Raw genomic sequence first — 20,102 nt, 5'->3', positions numbered from 1 at the left:
GATATTGATTGATGTGGCCTCTTCGCGAGCAGGCTCGCTCCCACAGGTTTTACAGCGTTACGACAACCGTGGCCGACGAAACCGTCCGGTCATGGCATAATCCGTCACCATTTTTTTCCAGCACCTGTAAAGGGGGCGATTCCTTGGCCGTTTCAAGTAAAACGTTGCACCTTTTCGGCATCAAAGCCTGCGACACCATGAAAAAGGCGCGCACCTGGCTCGATGAACACGCTGTCAGTTATGACTTTCACGATTACAAGACCGCCGGCATTGACCGTGAGCACCTGACCCAGTGGTGCGACGAGCACGGCTGGCAAACCGTGCTGAACCGCGCCGGCACGACCTTTCGCAAACTCGACGACGAACGCAAAGCCGATCTCGACCAAGCGAAAGCCATCGAACTGATGCTCGCGCAACCCTCGATGATCAAGCGCCCGGTGCTCGATCTCGGTGACCGAACCCTGATTGGCTTCAAGCCAGATATCTACGCGGCCGCTCTGAAGTAAGCAGCCCGTCACTCTTTGTAGAGGTATTCACATGTCCAATTCCCTGTTCAGCATCGCCTTTGGTGTCGGCACCCAGAACCGTCAAGGCGCATGGTTGGAAGTGTTCTACGCCCAGCCACTGCTCAATCCTTCGGCCGAACTGGTCGCAGCGGTCGCGCCGATCCTCGGTTACACCGAAGGCAACCAGGCCATCACCTTCACCACCGCCCAGGCCGCGCAACTGGCTGAAGCCGTCAAAGGCATCGACGCCGTGCAAGGCAAGCTGCTGACTCGCCTGGCTGAAAGCCACAAGCCGTTGGTTGCCACGCTGCTGGCCGAAGACGCGCAACTGACCTCCACGCCTGAGGCCTACCTCAAGCTGCATCTGCTCTCGCACCGTCTGGTCAAGCCGCACGGCGTCAGCCTCGCCGGTATCTTCCCGCTGCTGCCGAACGTGGCGTGGACCAGCCAGGGCGCGATCGACCTGAGCGAACTGGCGGAAATGCAACTCGAAGCGCGTCTGCGCGGCGAACTGCTGGAAGTGTTCTCCGTGGACAAGTTCCCGAAGATGACCGACTACGTGGTACCGGCCGGCGTGCGTATCGCTGATGCCGCACGTCTGCGTCTGGGCGCCTACGTCGGCGAAGGCACCACCGTGATGCACGAAGGTTTCATCAACTTCAACGCCGGCACCGAAGGCCCGGGCATGATCGAAGGCCGCGTTTCCGCTGGCGTATTCGTCGGCAAGGGTTCGGACCTGGGCGGCGGTTGCTCGACCATGGGTACCCTGTCGGGCGGCGGCAACATCGTGATCAAGGTCGGTGAAGGCTGCCTGATCGGCGCCAATGCCGGTATCGGCATTCCGCTGGGCGACCGCAACACTGTGGAATCGGGCCTGTACGTGACCGCCGGCACCAAGGTTGCGCTGCTGGACGAGCACAACAATCTGGTCAAGGTTGTGAAGGCGCGTGAGCTGGCCGGTCAGACTGATCTGCTGTTCCGGCGCAATTCGGAAACCGGTGCTGTGGAATGCAAGACCCACAAATCGGCGATCGAACTGAACGAAGCGCTGCACGCTCACAACTAAGCAGCACATCGACCTCCTGTGGGAGCGAGCCTGCTCGCGAAGCTTTTGGCGTATCCAAGAAACGCTGTCGCGAGCAGGCTCGCTCCCACAAGGTTTGGCGTACACCCCGCCCAATTTCACAGGGCTGAACCCATGATGATCCCCTCCCCGTGGCGCGCCGATTTCCCGGCCATCGCCGCGCTGCAACGGCAAGACCAGACCTATCTGGACAACGCCGCCACCACGCAAAAACCCCAGGCCCTGCTCGACGCACTGACGCATTACTACGCCAACGGCGCGGCCAATGTGCATCGTGCGCAACACCTGCCCGGTGCCCACGCGACACAAGCGTTCGAAGACAGCCGGCGCAAGGTTGGCCAGTGGCTGAATGCCGGTGACAGCGGGCAGATAATTTTCACGCACGGCGCCACCAGTGCCTTGAATCTGCTGGCTTACGGTCTTGAACATTTGTTCGAGCCGGGCGATGAGATTGTCATCAGCGCTCTGGAGCATCACGCCAACCTGTTGCCGTGGCAGCAACTGGCGCAACGCCGCAACCTGAAACTGGTGATCCTGCCGCTGGATGCCGACGGCCTGATCGACCTCGCCGCTGCCGTGCATCTGATCGGCCCGCGCACGCGCTTGCTGGCAGTCAGTCAGCTGTCCAACGTCCTTGGTGCCTGGCAACCGCTGACCGCTTTGCTCGGCATGGCCAAGGCGCAGAACGCGCTGACGGTAGTCGATGGCGCGCAAGGCGTGGTGCACGGCCGGCATGATGTGCAGGCGCTGGGTTGCGACTTCTATGTGTTTTCCAGCCACAAACTCTACGGCCCTGAGGGACTGGGCGTGCTGTTCGGACGCAACGCTGCGCTGGAGCAATTGCAGCCATGGCAGTTCGGCGGCGAGATGGTGCTGGACGCCAACTATCAGGATTCGCGCTTCCGCCCGGCGCCGTTGGGGTTCGAGGCTGGCACACCGCCAATCGCCAGTGTCATCGGCCTCGGAGCGACCCTCGACTACTTGGCCGGTTTGGATCAGGACGCCGTATCTGCCCATGAAGCGGCACTGCACGACTATCTGTTGCGCGGCCTCGCCGCCCGCAATGGCATTCGCCTGCTGGGCAAGCCGCAACTGGCGCTGGCCAGTTTTGTCGTCGAAGGCGTGCACAACGCTGATCTGGCGCATCTGCTCACCGAACAAGGCATCGCCGTGCGCGCCGGGCATCACTGCGCCATGCCGCTGATGAAAAGCTTCGAACTGGCCGGCGCGATTCGCGTGTCGCTGGCGCTGTATAACGACTCGGAAGATCTGGAGCGCTTTTTCGAGGCGCTGGATCAGGCGCTGGAGTTGTTGCGATGAGCCTGCCGGTGGAAGCGGCCGAAGCGCTGCAGACGTTTCAGAATGCGGCGGGCTGGGAACAGCGCGCGCGGCTGCTGATGCAGTTTGGCGATCGCTTGCCGGCGCTGGATGACGCGCAAAAGTGCGAGGCCAACCGAGTGCATGGCTGTGAGAGTCAGGTGTGGCTGGTCGGGGATTTGCGCGACGGGCACTGGCAGTTCAAGGCAAGCAGCGATGCGCGGATGATTCGCGGGTTGGTGGCGTTGCTGCTGTTGCGGGTCAATGGCTTGTCGGCGGCGGAGTTGCAGCAGGTGGATTTGCCGGAGTGGTTCAATCAGCTGGGACTGTCGCGGCAGTTGTCGCCTTCGCGCAGTAATGGCTTGAATGCGGTGCTCCAGCGGATGAATGAGTTGGCGCGCTAATCGCCTTCGCGAGCAGGCTCGCTCCCACAGTGGAAATGCATTTCCTGTGGGAGCGAGCCTGCTCGCGAAGAGGCCCTCATTAATACCTTCAGGCTTGAGGCTTGACCCGGTCCGCCGGGCGCCGAACACCAGCCACAATCTTGTCCACAGCCTTGGTCGCCGCGACCATGCCAAATGTCGCGGTAACCATCATCACCGCGCCAAACCCGCCGGCGCAGTCGAGCTTCACGCCGTCGCCGACAAAACTTTTCTGCAGACAAATGCTGCCGTCCGGTTTCGGGTAGCGCAGCTGTTCGGTGGAAAACACACACGGCACGCTGTAGTGACGGGTCACGGTGCGGGAGAAGCCGTAGTCCCGGCGCAACGTCGAACGGACTTTCGAGGCCAGCGGATCGTTGAAGGTGCGGTTCAAGTCGCAAACCTGAATCAGCGTCGGGTCGATCTGCCCGCCCGCGCCGCCGGTGGTAATGATCTGGATCTTGCGGCGTTTGCACCAGGCGATCAGCGCCGCTTTGGCGTTCACCGCATCGATGCAGTCGATCACGCAGTCGATGTTCGGCGTGATGTATTCGGCCATGGTGTCGCGGGTGACGAAATCGGCCACGGCGTGCACCGTGCAATCGGGGTTGATCCCGCGCAGGCGCTCGGCCATCACCTCGACCTTGGGTTTGCCGACAGTGCTGTCCAAGGCGTGCAACTGACGGTTGGCATTACTGACGCAGACGTCATCAAGGTCGAACAGCGAGATCTCGCCCACCCCGCAACGGGCCATCGCTTCCGCCGCCCAGGAACCGACGCCACCAACGCCGACGATCGCCACATGGGCGGCGCGCAAGCGTTCCAGGCCCTCGATGCCATACAACCGGGCGATGCCTGCAAACCGCGGATCTTCTGTACTCATGACCATTACCCCAAAAACCGGCGCGCATTATAGGGCTACGCAGCGACAAGTTTTAAGCTGCAAGCGACAAGTGTAAGAACTTAAGTCAGAGACGGCTGCCCAATGTCAGGCATTTTCCCGTCAGTTGTACGACTGGTTAACCGCCGGTGTAGGATGCGCGCCCCTCGGGCGTCTATCCGACCGATCCTTCGTTCCACAGCCTTTGGAACCCGAAACAGCTATGTCATCGCGTAAATTTGGACTCAACCTGGTGGTGGTGCTGGCCATCGCTGCCTTGTTCACCGGTTTCTGGGCGCTGGTCAATCGCCCGGTCACGGCGCCGAACTGGCCGCAGCAAATCTCCGGCTTCTCGTATTCGCCATTCCAGCAAGGCCAATTCCCACAGAAGGATCAGTATCCGTCTGACGATGAAATGCGCCGTGACCTGGAAATCATGAGCAAGCTGACCGACAACATTCGTATCTATTCGGTCGACGGTTCGCTGGGAGACATCCCGAAACTGGCGGAGGAATTCGGCCTGCGTGTCACCCTCGGCATCTGGATCAGCCCGGACCAGGAACGCAACGAACGGGAAATCACCAAAGCCATCGAACTGGCCAACACCTCGCGCAGCGTCGTGCGCGTGGTGGTCGGCAACGAAGCGCTGTTTCGTGAAGAAATCACACCTGAGGCCTTGATCGTTCTGCTGGATCGGGTGCGCGCTGCCGTCAAAGTACCGGTGACTACTTCCGAGCAATGGCACATCTGGGAGAAATACCCGCAACTGGCCAAGCACGTGGATTTGATCGCCGCCCACGTCTTGCCCTACTGGGAATTCATTCCGGTGGACAAGGCCGGCCAGTTCGTCTTCGACCGCGCCCGCGATCTGAAAAAACTCTTTCCGAAAAAACCGCTGCTGCTGTCCGAAGTCGGCTGGCCGAGCAACGGTCGCATGCGCGGTGGCGCCGATGCCTCGCCGGCCGATCAGGCAATTTATCTGCGCACGCTGGTCAACAAGCTCAATCGCCAGGGCTTCAACTACTTCGTGATCGAAGCGTTCGATCAGCCGTGGAAGGCCAGCGATGAAGGTTCGGTCGGCGCCTACTGGGGCGTGTTCAACGCCGCGCGCCAGCAGAAATTCAATTTCGAAGGCCCGGTGGTGGCGATTCCACAATGGCGCGTATTGGCGATCGGCTCAGTGGTGCTGGCGCTGCTGTCGCTGACCCTGCTGATGATCGACGGCTCGGCCCTGCGCCAGCGCGGTCGCACCTTTCTGACGTTTATCGCGTTCCTCTGCGGTTCGGTGCTGGTGTACATCGGTTACGACTACAGCCAGCAATACAGCACGTGGTTCAGCCTCACGGTCGGATTCCTCCTCGCGCTCGGTGCGCTCGGGGTATTCATCGTCCTGCTCACCGAGGCCCATGAACTGGCCGAAGCGGTGTGGATTCACAAACGCCGTCGGGAATTCCTGCCGGTGCTGGGCGATTCCGACTACCGGCCGAAAGTGTCGATCCACGTGCCCTGCTACAACGAGCCGCCAGAGATGGTCAAACAGACCCTCGATGCCTTGGCCGCGCTCGATTATCCGGATTTCGAAGTCCTGATCATCGACAACAACACCAAGGATCCGGCGGTGTGGGAACCGGTGCGTGACTACTGCGCAACCCTTGGCCCGCGCTTCAAGTTCTTCCACGTTTCGCCGCTGGCCGGTTTCAAGGGCGGCGCGCTGAATTACCTGATTCCGCACACCGCCAAGGATGCCGAAGTCATCGCGGTGATCGACTCCGATTACTGCGTGCACCCGAACTGGCTCAAGCACATGGTGCCGCACTTCGCCGACCCGAAAATCGCCGTGGTGCAGTCGCCGCAGGATTATCGCGACCAGAACGAAAGCACCTTCAAAAAGCTCTGCTACGCCGAATACAAAGGCTTCTTCCATATCGGTATGGTCACCCGCAACGACCGTGACGCGATCATTCAGCACGGCACCATGACCATGACCCGCCGCTCGGTGCTGGAAGAATTGGGCTGGGCTGACTGGTGCATCTGTGAAGACGCCGAACTCGGCCTGCGCGTATTCGAGAAAGGCCTGTCGGCGGCGTATTACCACGACAGCTACGGCAAGGGCCTGATGCCGGATACCTTCATCGACTTCAAGAAACAGCGTTTCCGCTGGGCCTATGGCGCGATCCAGATCATCAAGCGCCACACCCGCAGCCTGCTGCGCGGCAAGGACACCGAACTGACCCGTGGTCAGCGTTATCACTTCCTCGCCGGTTGGCTGCCGTGGGTTGCCGATGGCATGAACATCTTCTTCACCGTTGGCGCGCTGTTGTGGTCGGCGGCGATGATCATCGTGCCGCAACGGGTCGATCCACCGTTGCTGATTTTCGCAATCCCGCCGCTGGCGCTGTTCGTGTTCAAGGTCGGCAAGATCATCTTCCTCTACCGTCGCGCCGTCGGCGTGAATCTGAAAGATGCGTTCTGCGCGGCACTGGCCGGGCTGGCGTTGTCGCACACCATCGCCAAGGCGGTGCTGTACGGTTTCTTCACCAGCAGCATTCCTTTTTTCCGCACGCCGAAAAACGCTGACAACCACGGTTTCTGGGTGGCGATCAGCGAGGCTCGCGAGGAGCTGTTCATCATGCTGTTGCTGTGGGGTGCGGCGCTGGGGATTTTCCTGGTGCAGGGCATTCCGAGCAATGACATGCGCTTCTGGGTAACCATGTTGCTGGTGCAGTCGCTGCCGTATCTGGCGGCGCTGATCATGGCGTTCCTGTCGTCGCTGCCCAAACCTGTGGCCAAGGCTGAGCCGGCACCGGTCGTCTAAATCCGCAACGCAGCACTAAACGGCGGCCAATGGTCGCCGTTTTGCTTTAAGATAACCGCCATTTTGCGGGGCTTGGCGTGATAACCGGTCTGACTGACCACCCCTGTCCCTTGTGGGAGCGAGCCTGCTCGCGAAGGCGTTGTAACATTCAACCTTTAAGGTGCCTGGTAGACCGCTTTCGCGAGCAGGCTCGCTCCCACATTAGAAGCCCAAGCTCACACCCCATGATCCCGGAGTTTTCCATGACGGCCCACGCCGACCTATCGCCGACCCTTCAACTGGCCATCGACCTGATCCGCCGTCCTTCCGTGACCCCGGTCGATGCCGACTGCCAGAAGCAGATGATGCAGCGCCTGGGCAATGCCGGTTTCGCCCTGGAGCCGATGCGCATCGAAGATGTGGATAACTTCTGGGCCACTCACGGCAACAACGACGGCCCGGTGCTGTGCTTCGCCGGTCACACCGACGTGGTGCCGACCGGTCCGGTTACCGCATGGCAGATCGATCCGTTCAATGCCGTGATCGACGAACATGGCATGCTTTGCGGTCGTGGCGCGGCAGACATGAAAGGCAGCCTGGCATCGATGACCGTCGCAGCTGAACGCTTTGTCGCCGATTACCCGAACCATAAAGGCAAGGTCGCGTTCCTGATCACCAGCGATGAAGAAGGCCCGGCGCATCACGGCACCAAGGCTGTGGTCGAACGTCTGGTCGCGCGCAACGAGCGTCTGGACTGGTGCATCGTTGGCGAGCCGTCGAGCACCACCCTGGTCGGCGATGTGGTGAAAAACGGCCGTCGCGGCTCCCTCGGCGCCAAACTGACGGTCAAAGGCGTGCAGGGCCACGTGGCCTACCCGCATCTGGCGAAGAACCCGATCCATCTCGCCGCTCCGGCGCTGGCAGAGCTGGCCGCCGAGCACTGGGACCACGGTAACGACTTCTTCCCGCCGACCAGTTTCCAGATTTCCAACCTCAATTCCGGCACCGGCGCGACCAACGTGATCCCGGGTGATCTGGTGGCGGTGTTCAACTTCCGTTTCTCCACCGAATCGACCGTAGAAGGCCTGCAGAAGCGTGTGGCCGATATTCTCGACAAGCATGGTCTGGACTGGCACATCGACTGGGCACTGTCCGGCCTGCCGTTCCTCACCGAACCGGGCGCGCTGCTCGATGCGGTGTCGTCGAGCATCAAGGACATCACTGGTCGCGAGACCAAGGCGTCGACCAGCGGCGGCACCTCCGATGGCCGTTTCATCGCGACCATGGGCACGCAAGTGGTTGAACTGGGCCCGGTCAACGCGACTATCCATCAGGTCAACGAGCGCGTGCTGGCGGCGGATCTCGATGTGCTGACGGAAATCTATTACCAGACCCTGATCAAGTTGCTCGCCTGATGCTCGCGTGCCCGATCTGCAGTGAGCCGCTCAATGCGGTGGACAACGGCGTGGTCTGCCCCGCCGGGCATCGGTTCGACCGTGCGCGTCAGGGTTATCTGAACCTGTTGCCGGTGCAGCACAAGAACAGCCGCGACCCGGGCGACAATCAAGCGATGGTCGAGGCGCGGCGTGATTTCCTCAACGCCGGGCATTACGCGCCAGTGGCCAAACGTCTGGCTGAATTGGCGGCGAGTTACGCGCCGGAGCGCTGGGTCGACATCGGTTGTGGCGAGGGTTACTACACCGCGCAAATCGCCGAAGCTTTGCCCAATGCGGATGGCTATGCACTGGACATTTCCCGTGAAGCCGTCAAACGCGCCTGCAAGCGCAACCCGGCAATTACCTGGTTGATTGCCAGCATGGCCCGCGTGCCATTGGCTTCAGGCAGTTGCCAGTTTCTCGCCAGCGTCTTCAGTCCGTTGGATTGGGAGGAAGCCAAGCGTCTGCTCAGCGTCGGCGGTGGGCTGATGAAAGTCGGCCCGACACGTGGCCATCTGATGGAGTTGCGCGAACGCCTGTACGACGAAGTGCGCGAGTACACCGACGACAAGCACCTGGCCCTGGTGCCGGAAGGCATGGCGCTGGCGCACAGCGAAACCCTGGAATTCAAGCTGACCCTGGACAAGCCCGAGGACCGCGCCAACCTGTTGGCGATGACGCCTCACGGCTGGCGTGCCAGTGCCGAGCGTCGTGCGGCAGTGATCGAACAGGCCGAGCCGTTCGAGACCACCGTGTCGATGCGCTACGATTATTTCGTTCTTCAATAACTTTTGGTCTCGGGCACAGACCCGGGGCCGGCTAAATCCGCGAATGGATTTTTCAGACCCGCAGTGAGGACATCCATGCGCCAACCGGACATCGAGATTTACCTGAAAGACGCCGACGTCGACCACAAGGCCATCGCCGCTTGGCTCGGCCAAGCGCTTGGCCCGTGCAGCGACTGGGTGCAGAAAGGCCAGACGTACAAGTGCAAGGCCGGCAACGTGCCGGTGACCTGGCTGCCGAAAGCCGTGGGCAAGTGGAACAGCCTGTTCCTGGAAAGCGACCAGACCCCCTGGGACGACGACATCGCCTGCGCCCGCGCAGCCTTTGCCGCACTGAACGTCGAAGTGCGTTGTGCACCGGGGACGTGGGTTGAAGAAGAAGGTGAAGAGACGGCGGATCGCTGGATTCGCATCAGCGAAGACGGAGAAGAAGAGATCACCTGGAAGACCGTGTAATCAGGTCAACGTAGAGCCCATGTGGGAGCGAGCCTGCTCGCGAATGCGCAGTGTCAGTCGATATGAATGGTGACTGATACACCGCATTCGCGAGCAGGCTCGCTCCCACAGTGGTTTTGGCGTTCTGGAGGTTTGTGTTACAGGCCTACAACATCCTCAGCCTGCAACCCCTTCTCGCCGGTGATCACCGCATACTCGACCTGTTGACCTTCGGTCAGCGAGCGGTGCCCTTCGCCGCGTATCGCGCGGTAGTGCACGAACACGTCCACGCCGTCGTCGCGCTGGATAAAGCCGTAGCCTTTGGCGTCGTTGAACCACTTCACGTTGCCGGTTTCGCGTGTTGCCATCTGTTCATACTCCTTTTTTATTATTGAACGGGCTTTTCGCAGGAAAGCCTTAGAGGAACGTCAGCCTGCGTCCGACGTCCATGACAGGGCACCGGCAACAGAGCGCCGAGTATATGACAGGTGAAGAAACTCTCAACAGGAGATTACTTCGGCGCTTTTTTGCCGATTTTCGCCTAATACGGCAAACTGTCCGCCCCGAGCGCCTGCTCGGTTTTATTCACTCACGCAGAAGCCGTATGACCCGTTCCCCGTTCCGCCGTCTTGTGTTTGGCACCCTGCGCCGCCTGTTGTATCTCTGGGTTCGCTCCGAGACCATCAATCAGTCGTCGTTCACTCTTAACCTCGACCGCAGTCGTCCGGTGTTCTACGTCCTGCAAAACCCTTCGCTGACCGATCTGGCGGTGGTTGACACCGAGTGCACCAAGGCCGGTCTGCCACGCCCGGTGCTGGCGGTGTCGGTGGGTTCACTCATCGAACCAGCGGCGTTTTTCTATTTGACGCCGGACCCGGACTGGCTCGGGCGCCAGGACAAGCGCGGCGCGCCGCCGACTCTCACCCGCCTGGTCAGCGCGCTGACGCAGAACGCTGCCGAAGACGCGCAGATCATTCCGGTCAGCGTGTTCTGGGGCCAGTCGCCAGACAGCGAAAACAGCCCGTGGAAACTGTTGTTCGCCGACAGCTGGGCAGTCACCGGGCGCCTGCGCCGGCTGCTGAGCATCATCGTCCTCGGGCGTAAAACCCGCGTGCAATTTTCCGCGCCGATCCACCTGCGCGAACTGATCGATCACAACAAGGGTCATGAGCGCACCGTGCGCATGGCCCAGCGCATCCTGCGCGTGCACTTCCGCAACCTCAAAGCTGCGGTGATCGGCCCGGACATTTCCCACCGGCGCAATCTGGTCAAAGGCCTGCTCAATCAGCCGCTGGTCAAACAGGCGATCCTCGACGAAGCCGAGCGCGAAAAAATCTCGCCGGAAAAGGCCAAGGCCCAGGCCCTGCGCTATGGCAACGAGATTGCTTCGGACTACACCTACACCGCGATCCGTTTTCTCGAAGTGGTGCTGAGCTGGTTCTGGAACAAGATCTACGACGGCATCAAGGTCAATCACATCGAGGGCGTGCAGAACGTTGCGCAGGGTCACGAAGTGATTTACGTGCCGTGCCATCGCAGCCACATCGATTACCTGCTGCTTTCCTATCTGCTGTTCCGCAACGGCCTGACCCCACCGCACATCGCCGCCGGGATCAACCTGAACATGCCGGTGATCGGCAGCCTGCTGCGTCGCGGCGGTGCGTTCTTCATGCGCCGCACGTTCAAGGGTAATCCGCTGTACACCTCGGTGTTCAATGAATACCTGCACACGCTGTTCACCAAAGGTTTCCCGGTGGAGTATTTCGTCGAGGGCGGGCGCTCGCGCACCGGGCGCATGCTGCAACCGAAAACCGGCATGCTCGCGATCACCCTGCGCAGTTTCCTGCGTTCGTCGCGGATGCCGATCGTGTTCGTGCCGGTGTACATCGGATACGAGCGCGTGCTCGAAGGCCGTACCTACCTCGGTGAGCTGCGCGGCGCGAGCAAAAAGAAAGAGTCGATCTTCGATATCTTCAAAGTGATCGGCGCGCTCAAGCAGCGTTTCGGTCAGGTCGCGGTCAACTTCGGTGAGCCGATCAAACTGGCCGAATTCCTTGACTCCGAGCAACCGGACTGGCGCCGGCAGGAACTCGGCCCGCAATTCAAACCGGCGTGGCTCAACGAAACCACCAACCGCCTCGGCGAGAAAGTCGCCCGACATCTCAATGAAGCGGCGGCGATCAACCCGGTCAATCTGGTAGCGCTGGCACTGCTGTCGACCACGCGCCTGGCCCTGGATGATCGGGCCATGGCGCGGGTGCTGGACCTGTATCTGGCGCTGCTGCGCAAGGTGCCGTATTCGCCACACACCACCTTGCCTGAAGGCGATGGCCGCGCGCTGATCGAGCATGTGAAAGACATGGATCTGCTCGCCGAGCAGAACGATGCGCTGGGCAAGATTCTGTATCTGGACGAGCAGAACGCGGTCCTGATGACTTACTACCGCAACAACGTCCTGCACATTTTCGCTCTGCCGTCGTTGCTGGCGAGTTTCTTCCAGAGCACCTCGCGCATGAGCCGTGAGCAGATCCTGCGCTACACCCGCGCGCTGTATCCGTACCTGCAATCGGAGCTGTTCATCCGCTGGAGCCTGGACGAACTCGACGCGGTGATCGATCAGTGGCTGGAAGCGTTCGTCGAGCAGGGCCTGCTACGTTTCGAGAAGGACGTGTACCTGCGCCCGGCGCCGAGTTCGCGGCATTTCGTCCTGCTGACGCTGCTGTCGAAAAGCATCGCGCAGACCCTGCAGCGGTTCTACATGACCGTATCTTTGCTGCTCAACAGCGGCCAGAACAGCATCAGCGCCGAAGAGCTGGAAGACCTCTGCACAGTGATGGCCCAGCGTCTGTCGATCCTCCATGGCCTGAATGCGCCGGAGTTCTTCGACAAGAGTCTGTTCCGCCACTTCATCCAGACCCTGCTCGACCTCGACGTCCTGCGCCGCGACGAAGCCGGCAAGCTCAGCTACCACGAACTGCTCGGCGAGCTGGCCGAAGGCGCGGCCAAGCGCGTGTTGCCGGCGGAGATTCGCCTGTCGATCCGCCAGGTCGCGCTGCACCGCAGTGAAGATGCGGCGGATCAGATCACGCCACAGCCTGAGGCTTGAAGCCTTAGACCTGTGGGAGCGAGCCTTCTCGCGAAGACGGAGTGTCAGTCGCCATTTATTTTGACTGATCCAGCGCTTTCGCGAGCAGGCTCGCTCCCACATTGAAAGGAGATTCACCCATGAAAAAACTGTTGACCCTCGCCGCTGCCACCCTGCTCAGCGCCTGCCAATCAACCACACCCGCCGGCAAGGCCAGCCTCGACGGCGAAGTCTTCTACCTGCAACGCATCGCCCTGCCCCCGAGCGCGACCCTGAGCGTGAGCCTGCAAGACGTGTCGCTGGCCGATGCACCAGCCGTCGTCCTCGACCAACAGAAAGGCCCGATCAAAGGCCAGGTGCCGCTGCCGTTTCATTTGAGCTACGATCCGGCGCAGGTCAAACCCGGCCATCGTTATTCGATCAGCGCACGCATTGAAGTCAACGGCGAGCTGATGTTCATCACCACCGAAAACCACGCCGTGCAACTCGACGGCAACGACCCGCAGCCGCTGAAAATCCGCGTCGACGCCGTTCGTTAATCCACTCGCCAAAGGAAGACGCCATGCGCCGCCCTACCCTTCGCTTCGCCGCCGCCTGCGCCGGCTTGCTGATCTCCGCCAACGCTCTTGCCCTGTCGCTCAGCGACCTGTCCCAGCAAGACGCCACCGGCGGCCTCAAGGACGCCCTGACCCAAGGCGCCCAGATCGCCGTGAAACAACTCGGCACCCCGGGCGGCTTCAGCAACAACCCCGAAGTGAAAATCGAACTGCCGGGCAAACTCGGCAAAGCCGCGAGCAAGATGAAAGCCTTCGGCATGGGTGCCCAGGTCGAAGAACTGGAAACCGCGATGAACAAAGCCGCCGAATCCGCCGTGACCCAGGCCCAGCCAATCCTCGTCGATGCAGTGAAGAAAATGAGCGTGGCCGACGCCAAAGGCATCCTCAGCGGCGGCAATGATTCGGCCACCCAATACCTGAACAAATCCAGCCGCGAACAGATCCGCGCGAAATTCCTGCCCATCGTCAAGCAAGCCACCGACAAGGTCGGCGTCGCGCAGAAGTACAACTCGTTCGCCGGTCAGGCTGCTGCGTTTGGCGTTGTCGATGCGAAGAGCGCCAACGTTGAAAACTACGTCACCGAGCAAGCGCTGAATGGCCTGTTCGAGATGATCGGCAAACAGGAAGAAACCATCCGCCAGAACCCGGCCGCTGCGGCGACGAGTCTGGCGAAGAAAGTGTTTGGTACGCTTTAAGTCGTTACAACATGGGGGCGATTCAATTCGCTCCCATGCTTGCCTCCACGTAAAGAACTACGTAAAAAAAACACCCACTCCCGCCCCATCTTCCTTCTCTCAAAAAGCTGCAATTGGTCCAGCTCTTCCAGAATCGACGCCGCCTCGCTACCCGAGCAGGAAAAATTTTCCGCGACATTGCTCGCCGTAAACTCCTTCGCCTCCCCGCTTTTAGCCACCTGATAAACCGCGCGCTGCCGTTCCGTCAGTTGAGCAATTACGCCAGAGCTCGTCAGCCAGCGCTGAAAGTCCTGAGTGTCTGCCAGACTCTTGCGGTACACAGATGTAAAACCGACCACGGCTCGCAAAACAACCGCGCATTGAAACTCGATGAAATAAGTCAGATCCAGCTCATCTGCCTCGGTGTGCAGGTAGGAGCGTCCGTATTTCACCGGTGCATTGCGCAGCAGCAGACTGATCGCAATGTAGCGAAACGCCGCGAACTCATGTTTGAACATGAACCAGTAAAACAAGGCTCTCGACCCGTCCGTTACCGTCGCGAAATGGATGTTCATAACCCATGGCGAAATGCAGCGTCACGGCCTTGGTCAGTGGATGCAGATAATTTTTGTCCAGAATCGAGGCAGCGGGCCGGTTGATCCAGGCCGACAGCCTCGCCAACCGCGCAACCAATCCTGCAGCAGGAGGTGGTCGGTGCACGGTGTTGCCTGAACCATCCTGAACAACCACCTCATCATTGGTCCGGAACAATCCGGGGGAATACTGCCCGTCATCGATCCCCTCCACACCCACTCGATGGATCTCTGCAATCAGCTCAATGCTCAGAGGTTCATAACGCTTTTCCCAAGCGAAATTCATCATTCGATAATTCCCCATGACCATGCGCTCATCTGGCGTCCGCGGCTGGCGCTGATGCTTGAGCATGTCCCTGGCTACGCGCGTGGTAGTCGCCGCGCCCTCCAACTGGCTACTGGCGATGGCTTCGTCTTCGATCAGGTCATTGAGCAGACAGGAGAAATGCGCCCGCTCGCCGATCTGACTGGTCATGTAATCCAGCGCGGCCGTACTGGCGTAACGATCCACCACAGCCAAGGTTTTCTGCGCCAACGGCGTTGGCACGTATTTGCCCCACTGCACCGGCTCGCCCAACGGCAACAAATGAATGTACTGGGCCGCCCGCGCCTTCCTCACCAACGACCAACAAAGATTCGCGTCCAACCCTGCCGCCCAGCGATAGCGCAACGCCTCGAATGGCAGATAGCGCCCCTGATCATCGAGCGGCTTGAGCAGCGCCAGATAATCCGCAAGTCGTTGCTTGTGTGGCGAGCGGGCCAACAGGTCGAAAACAGGATCCGTTCTGCCAGCTAATGTCGGTGGTTTCTTCATCAGACAGACTCAAGGACTCGGAAAAGCAGAACCCGGAGTACAGCATTGGACGGCCAGCGCCTCAAGATCGGAGGACTCTGAAAAAGCTGTAGGAAGGCAGCGTGAATTGGCGATTCGAAATGAATTGGCTGTCAGACCGCCTTCGCGAGCAAGCTCGCTCCCACAAAAGCAAAGCAGCGAAGCCGCCCCACTCAACAATGAGCGCAAGCTCGAGTGCTTTTGATCTTGATCCACCGGCGACGTCGGAAGGCTGAGCGGAGGGATTGATCCGGGCGTGGGAGCGCAGACAGCGAGTGTAGGTGCAGCGAAGCAAACCGGAGCCGCTGCGCCCGGATCGATCCCGCAGCGAAGGAACCCGAGCCTGCGAGGGCCGAACGCAGGAGCAAGCCTTTTTGGGTACTTTTTCGGCGTCTGGAAAAAGTGCCTCGCCGTAAGGGCGAAACCGCCAGCCGCAACACCCACAGCAACGGATATACACCCAAAACCCCACGTCATGGTCGGCCCGAAGGCCGCCACGACACAAAAACCTCAAGCCTCCTTACGCACCCGAAACCAGGCCGCATACAACGCCGGCAAAAACAACAGCGTCAGCGCCGTGGCAACAATTAGCCCGCCCATGATCGCCACCGCCATCGGCCCGAAAAACACACTGCGCGACAGCGGAATCATCGCCAGCACCGCCGCCAGCGCCGTCAACACAATCGGCCGGAACCGCCGCACCGTAGCCTCGATAATCGCCTGCCAAGGCTTAAGCCCCGAAGCAATATCCTGCTCGATCTGATCCACCAGAATCACCGAATTGCGCATGATCATCCCGGACAATGCGATGGTCCCGAGCATCGCCACAAACCCGAACGGCTGCCGGAACACCATCAGAAACAACGTCACCCCGATCAAGCCCAACGGCGCCGTCAGAAACACCATCGCCGTGCGCGAGAAACTGCGCAACTGCACCATCAGCAAGGTCAGCACCACGACAATGAACATCGGCACCCCGGCATTCACCGACTTCTGCCCGCGCTCGGAATCCTCCACCGTGCCGCCGACATCCAGCAGATAACCATCGGGCAATTCGGCGCGAATCGGGTCCAGCGTCGGCATGATCTGCTTGACCAGCGTCGCCGGTTGCTCCTTGCCGTAAATGTCGGCGCGCACCGTCACGTTCGGCAGCCGATTGCGGTGCCAGATGATGCCTTCCTCGAAGCCGTATTCCAGCGTGGCAATCTGCGACAACGCCACACTGCGACCGTTATCCGTCGGCACCGCGAGGCTCGGCAACAACGACAATTCAGTGCGCTCGTGCACGGTGCCGCGCAGCAGAATCTCGATCAATTCGTTGTCTTCGCGGTACTGGCTGACCGTCGAGCCGACCAGCGAACTCTGCAGGAATTTCGCCAGATTGGCCGTGCTCACACCGAGGGCGCGGGCGCGATCCTGGTCGATATTCAGGTAGACAACTTTGCTCGGCTCCTCCCAGTCCAGATGCACGTTGACCACGTGCGGATTCTCGCGAACCTTTGCCGCCACTTTGCGCGCCAACGCACGGACTTCTTCGATGTGCTCGCCAGTGACGCGGAACTGCACCGGATAGCCAACCGGCGGTCCGTTTTCCAAACGGGTGACCCGCGAACGCAGGGCCGGGAACTGTTCGTTGAGGGTTTCGATCAACCAGCTGCGCAGCGCTTCACGCTCTTCGATGGTTTTTGCCAACACCACGAACTGGGCAAAACTCGCCGCCGGCAGTTGCTGATCCAGCGGCAGGTAAAAACGCGGCGAGCCGGTACCGACGTAGGCCACGTAATTGTCGATGCCGGCGTGCTCCTTGAGCAGCGCTTCGAGGCGTTTGACTTCGCTGGTGGTATTGGCCAGCGAAACGCCTTCGGCCAGTTTCAGATCGACCATCAACTCCAGCCGGTTCGAAGCCGGGAAGAACTGCTGCGGCACAAAGCGGAACAACATCACCGAGGCAATAAACAGGCCCACGGTGAGCACGATTACCGTCTTTCGGTGCGCCACACACCACTCCACCAGACGCCGGACGCGCTGATAGAACGGCGTCGCATACGGATCCGGTTGACCATCGCCAGTGCCGTGTTTTGCCGCGTGAATTTTCGCCAGATCCGGCAGGAGTTTTTCCCCCAGATACGGTACGAACATCACCGCCGCGACCCACGACGCGAGCAAGGCAATGGTCACCACCTGGAAAATCGAGCGGGTGTATTCACCGGTGCCGGACTGCGCAGTGGCAATCGGCAGGAAGCCGGCGGCGGTGATCAACGTGCCGGTGAGCATCGGGAATGCGGTGCTGGTCCAGGCATAACTCGCCGCGCGAATGCGGTCGAAACCCTGCTCCATTTTGATCGCCATCATTTCCACGGCAATGATCGCATCGTCCACCAGCAGACCCAGCGCCAGCACCAGCGCACCGAGGGAAATCTTGTGCAGGCCGATCCCGAGGTAATACATGCAAGCGAAGGTCATCGCCAGCACCAGCGGAATGGTCAGCGCGACGACCATGCCGGTGCGCACGCCGAGAGAGAAGAAGCTCACCAGCAAGACGATCGCCAGTGCCTCGACCAACACCTGGACGAACTCGCCGACGCCGGTTTTTACCGCTGCCGGCTGATCGGACACCTTGCGCAGTTGCATGCCGGCCGGGAGGTTTTTCTGGATCCGCGAGAACTCGCCTTCCAGCGCCTTGCCCAGCACCAGAATGTCGCCGCCATCCTTCATCGCCACGGCCAGACCGATCGCATCGTCGCCCATGAAACGCATGCGCGGCGCCGGTGGATCGCTGAAACCGCGACGCACATCGGCAATATCGGAGATGCGGAACGTACGATCGGCGACGCGGATCGGAAAGTTCTTTATCTCATCGACTGTCTGAAAATTCCCCGAGACGCGTAGCTGCAAGCGCTCGCTGCCGGTTTCAAAGAACCCCGCCGTGGACACCGCGTTCTGCTCTTCCAGCGCCTGCTGCACTGCCGCCAGCGGCAAGCCGAGGGTGGCGAGTTTGACGTTGGACAGCTCGACCCAGATTTTCTCGTCCTGTAACCCAAGCAGTTCGACCTTGCCAACGTCCTTGACCCGTTGCAGCTGAATCTGGATGCGGTCGGCGTAATCCTTGAGCACGGCGTAGTCGAAACCGTCACCGGTCAACGCATAGATATTGCCGAAGGTGGTGCCGAACTCATCGTTAAAGAACGGCCCCTGAATTCCCGGCGGCAAGGTCTGGCGGATATCGCCGACCTTCTTGCGCAACTGATACCAGAGATCGGGGATTTGCTTGGAGTGCATCGAGTCGCGGGCGATGAAGGTCACCTGGGACTCACCGGGGCGGGAGAACGACATGATGCGTTCGTACTCGCCGGTTTCCATCAGCTTCTTTTCGATGCGTTCGGTGACCTGGCGCGAGACCTCCTGCGCGGTCGCGCCGGGCCAGCGGGTCTGAATGACCATCGCCTTGAAGGTGAACGGCGGGTCTTCGCTCTGGCCGAGCTTGGTGTAGGACAACGCGCCGACAACGGCGAGCAAAAGCATCAGGAACAGCACGATCTGGCGATTACGCAACGCCCATTCGGAGAGGTTGAAGCGCATTGGGGCTTACTCCTTGTTCGCCAGATTGACCACACGGTTGGAGCGATCCACCGGCCGCACCTGCTGGCCGTCGAGCAGCACATGAACGCCGGCAGCCACTACCCAGTCGCTGGCATTGAGCCCCTCGAGCACCGCCACGCTTTTCTCGCCAAACGGACCGACCCGCACCGGGGTTTTCTTCAACGTGTTGTTGCCGTTGACCACCCAGACGTAGGTCGCGCCGTTTTCAGCGGTCAGCGCGGAAAGCGGTATCGACAGCGAGACACTGTCAGCCGCTTGCACGAACACCCGGGCGCTCTGCCCCAGTTCAGCCGGGACTTTGCCGCTGGTGAACGAGATACGCGCAGCAAAAGTGCGTGAGCGCGGATCGGCGGACGGCGACAACTCGCGGATCTGCCCGGCGAAGCGTTGATTCTGCTGTGCCCACAATTCCACGGTAACCGGCTGACCAACCTTGAAGCGGCCAAAGCTTTGCTCCGGGAGGCTGATCAACACTTCGCGCTCACCATCGGTGGCGAGGGTGAACACGGTTTGCCCGGCAGCGACCACCTGACCGACTTCCACCGAACGCTTGGCCACCACGCCATCCTGTGGCGCACGCAGCACCGCGTAACTGGCCTGGTTGGTCGAAACGTTGAATTCAGCTTTGATTTGTTTAAGGCGGGCTTCGCCGGAGCGATATAGATTTTCGGCGTTGTCGTAGGCCGAGCGGCTGACCATCTGCCGATCCATCAGGGTTTTATAGCGATCCCGTTCGGCGCGGACCAGGTTCAGATTGGCCTCGGCGGCGGCAACCTGCGCGCGGGTGGCTTCCAGTTGCAGGCGCACATCCTGCGGATCGAGTTCGGCCAGTGGCTGATCGGCCTTGACGCGCTGGCCTTCGTCGACCAGTCGTCGGCTGACTTTGCCGCCGATGCGGAACGCCAGATCAGGCTCATAGCGGGCTCGCACCTCGCCCGGATAACTTTCCATCGCCTGCGCAGAAGGCTCGGGCTGTACCACCATGGCCGGTCGCACGGTGACCTTGGTCACCTCTTCCTGACCGCACGCCGATAACAGGAACGCCAGACTGACTGGCACGGCAAAGGACAACGCATGGCGGAACATGGTGACGGACCTTTCG

Annotated in this window: 15 protein-coding genes and 1 pseudogene; 11 read left to right on the top strand and 5 right to left on the bottom strand. The window is 60.6% G+C overall.

What is annotated here, in order from left to right:
- Positions 1-143: 143 nt before the first annotated feature.
- The 4 genes from ASG55_RS01830 to ASG55_RS01815 all read left to right on the top strand — a co-directional run bounded on the left by ASG55_RS01830 (position 144) and on the right by ASG55_RS01815 (position 3,311).
- A complete protein-coding gene (locus ASG55_RS01830) occupies positions 144-506 on the top strand; it encodes an ArsC family reductase (protein ID WP_038860603.1) in 363 nt (120 codons plus the stop codon).
- A gap of 31 nt (positions 507-537) precedes the next feature.
- A complete protein-coding gene (gene dapD / locus ASG55_RS01825) occupies positions 538-1,572 on the top strand; it encodes a 2,3,4,5-tetrahydropyridine-2,6-dicarboxylate N-succinyltransferase (RefSeq protein WP_003222105.1) in 1,035 nt (344 codons plus the stop codon).
- 132 nt (positions 1,573-1,704) lie between these two features.
- Positions 1,705-2,910, top strand: coding sequence for an aminotransferase class V-fold PLP-dependent enzyme (locus ASG55_RS01820; RefSeq protein ID WP_056783198.1), 1,206 nt, complete (start codon positions 1,705-1,707; stop codon positions 2,908-2,910).
- Positions 2,907-3,311, top strand: coding sequence for a SufE family protein (locus ASG55_RS01815; protein WP_056783197.1), 405 nt, complete (start codon positions 2,907-2,909; stop codon positions 3,309-3,311). The genes ASG55_RS01820 and ASG55_RS01815 overlap by 4 nt, the downstream gene beginning before the upstream one ends.
- A gap of 88 nt (positions 3,312-3,399) precedes the next feature.
- On the opposite strand, the gene tcdA is transcribed toward ASG55_RS01815, so the two are convergent.
- Positions 3,400-4,218 (bottom strand): tRNA cyclic N6-threonylcarbamoyladenosine(37) synthase TcdA, encoded by an 819-nt coding sequence (gene tcdA, locus ASG55_RS01810; RefSeq protein ID WP_039762445.1) that lies wholly within the window; start codon positions 4,216-4,218, stop codon positions 3,400-3,402.
- A gap of 214 nt (positions 4,219-4,432) precedes the next feature.
- On the opposite strand from tcdA, the gene ASG55_RS01805 reads away from it, so the two are divergent.
- From ASG55_RS01805 to ASG55_RS01790, 4 genes are all read left to right on the top strand, one after another.
- Positions 4,433-7,024, top strand: a complete 2,592-nt coding sequence (locus ASG55_RS01805; protein WP_056783195.1) for a glycosyltransferase — start codon at positions 4,433-4,435, stop codon at positions 7,022-7,024.
- A 242-nt stretch (positions 7,025-7,266) separates the two neighbouring features.
- Entirely contained in the window at positions 7,267-8,418 is a 1,152-nt protein-coding gene (dapE, locus tag ASG55_RS01800) for a succinyl-diaminopimelate desuccinylase (protein WP_056783193.1), read from the top strand.
- Complete coding sequence (locus tag ASG55_RS01795; RefSeq protein ID WP_056783191.1) at positions 8,418-9,227, top strand: putative RNA methyltransferase; 810 nt, start codon at positions 8,418-8,420, stop codon at positions 9,225-9,227. Before dapE ends, ASG55_RS01795 begins: the two co-directional genes overlap by 1 nt.
- 75 nt (positions 9,228-9,302) lie before the next feature.
- Positions 9,303-9,680, top strand: coding sequence for a hypothetical protein (locus tag ASG55_RS01790; protein WP_056783189.1), 378 nt, complete (start codon positions 9,303-9,305; stop codon positions 9,678-9,680).
- Positions 9,681-9,817: 137 nt separating this feature from the next.
- On the opposite strand, the gene ASG55_RS01785 is transcribed toward ASG55_RS01790, so the two are convergent.
- Positions 9,818-10,027 (bottom strand): cold-shock protein, encoded by a 210-nt coding sequence (locus ASG55_RS01785; RefSeq protein ID WP_016771489.1) that lies wholly within the window; start codon positions 10,025-10,027, stop codon positions 9,818-9,820.
- Between the two features lie 236 nt (positions 10,028-10,263).
- Between ASG55_RS01785 and plsB the strand changes: the two genes are divergently transcribed.
- The 3 genes from plsB (at position 10,264) to ASG55_RS01770 (ending at position 13,996) form a co-directional block, all read left to right on the top strand.
- Positions 10,264-12,765, top strand: coding sequence for a glycerol-3-phosphate 1-O-acyltransferase PlsB (gene plsB / locus ASG55_RS01780; RefSeq protein ID WP_056783187.1), 2,502 nt, complete (start codon positions 10,264-10,266; stop codon positions 12,763-12,765).
- Positions 12,766-12,884: 119 nt separating this feature from the next.
- On the top strand, positions 12,885-13,283 hold the full coding sequence (locus ASG55_RS01775; protein WP_056783186.1) for a YbaY family lipoprotein: 399 nt from the start codon (positions 12,885-12,887) through the stop codon (positions 13,281-13,283).
- A 23-nt stretch (positions 13,284-13,306) separates the two neighbouring features.
- Complete coding sequence (locus ASG55_RS01770) at positions 13,307-13,996, top strand: DUF4197 domain-containing protein (protein WP_056783184.1); 690 nt, start codon at positions 13,307-13,309, stop codon at positions 13,994-13,996.
- Here ASG55_RS01770 and ASG55_RS01765 read toward each other — a convergent pair.
- The 3 genes and pseudogenes from ASG55_RS01765 to ASG55_RS01755 all read right to left on the bottom strand — a co-directional run bounded on the left by ASG55_RS01765 (position 13,993) and on the right by ASG55_RS01755 (position 20,086).
- Positions 13,993-15,382 (bottom strand): annotated as a pseudogene (locus ASG55_RS01765) (Fic family protein). The gene ASG55_RS01770 and the pseudogene ASG55_RS01765 sit on opposite strands and share 4 nt — an antisense overlap.
- Positions 15,383-15,910: 528 nt before the next feature.
- A complete protein-coding gene (locus tag ASG55_RS01760) occupies positions 15,911-18,979 on the bottom strand; it encodes an efflux RND transporter permease subunit (RefSeq protein ID WP_041478146.1) in 3,069 nt (1,022 codons plus the stop codon).
- Positions 18,980-18,985: 6 nt separating this feature from the next.
- Positions 18,986-20,086, bottom strand: a complete 1,101-nt coding sequence (locus ASG55_RS01755) for an efflux RND transporter periplasmic adaptor subunit (RefSeq protein WP_024011758.1) — start codon at positions 20,084-20,086, stop codon at positions 18,986-18,988.
- Between the last annotated feature and the right edge of the window lie 16 nt (positions 20,087-20,102).

This window comes from Pseudomonas sp. Leaf434 (assembly GCF_001425545.1).
Taxonomy (GTDB): Bacteria; Pseudomonadota; Gammaproteobacteria; order Pseudomonadales; family Pseudomonadaceae; genus Aquipseudomonas; species Aquipseudomonas siliginis.
This window is presented reverse-complemented; position numbering and strand designations above follow the sequence as displayed.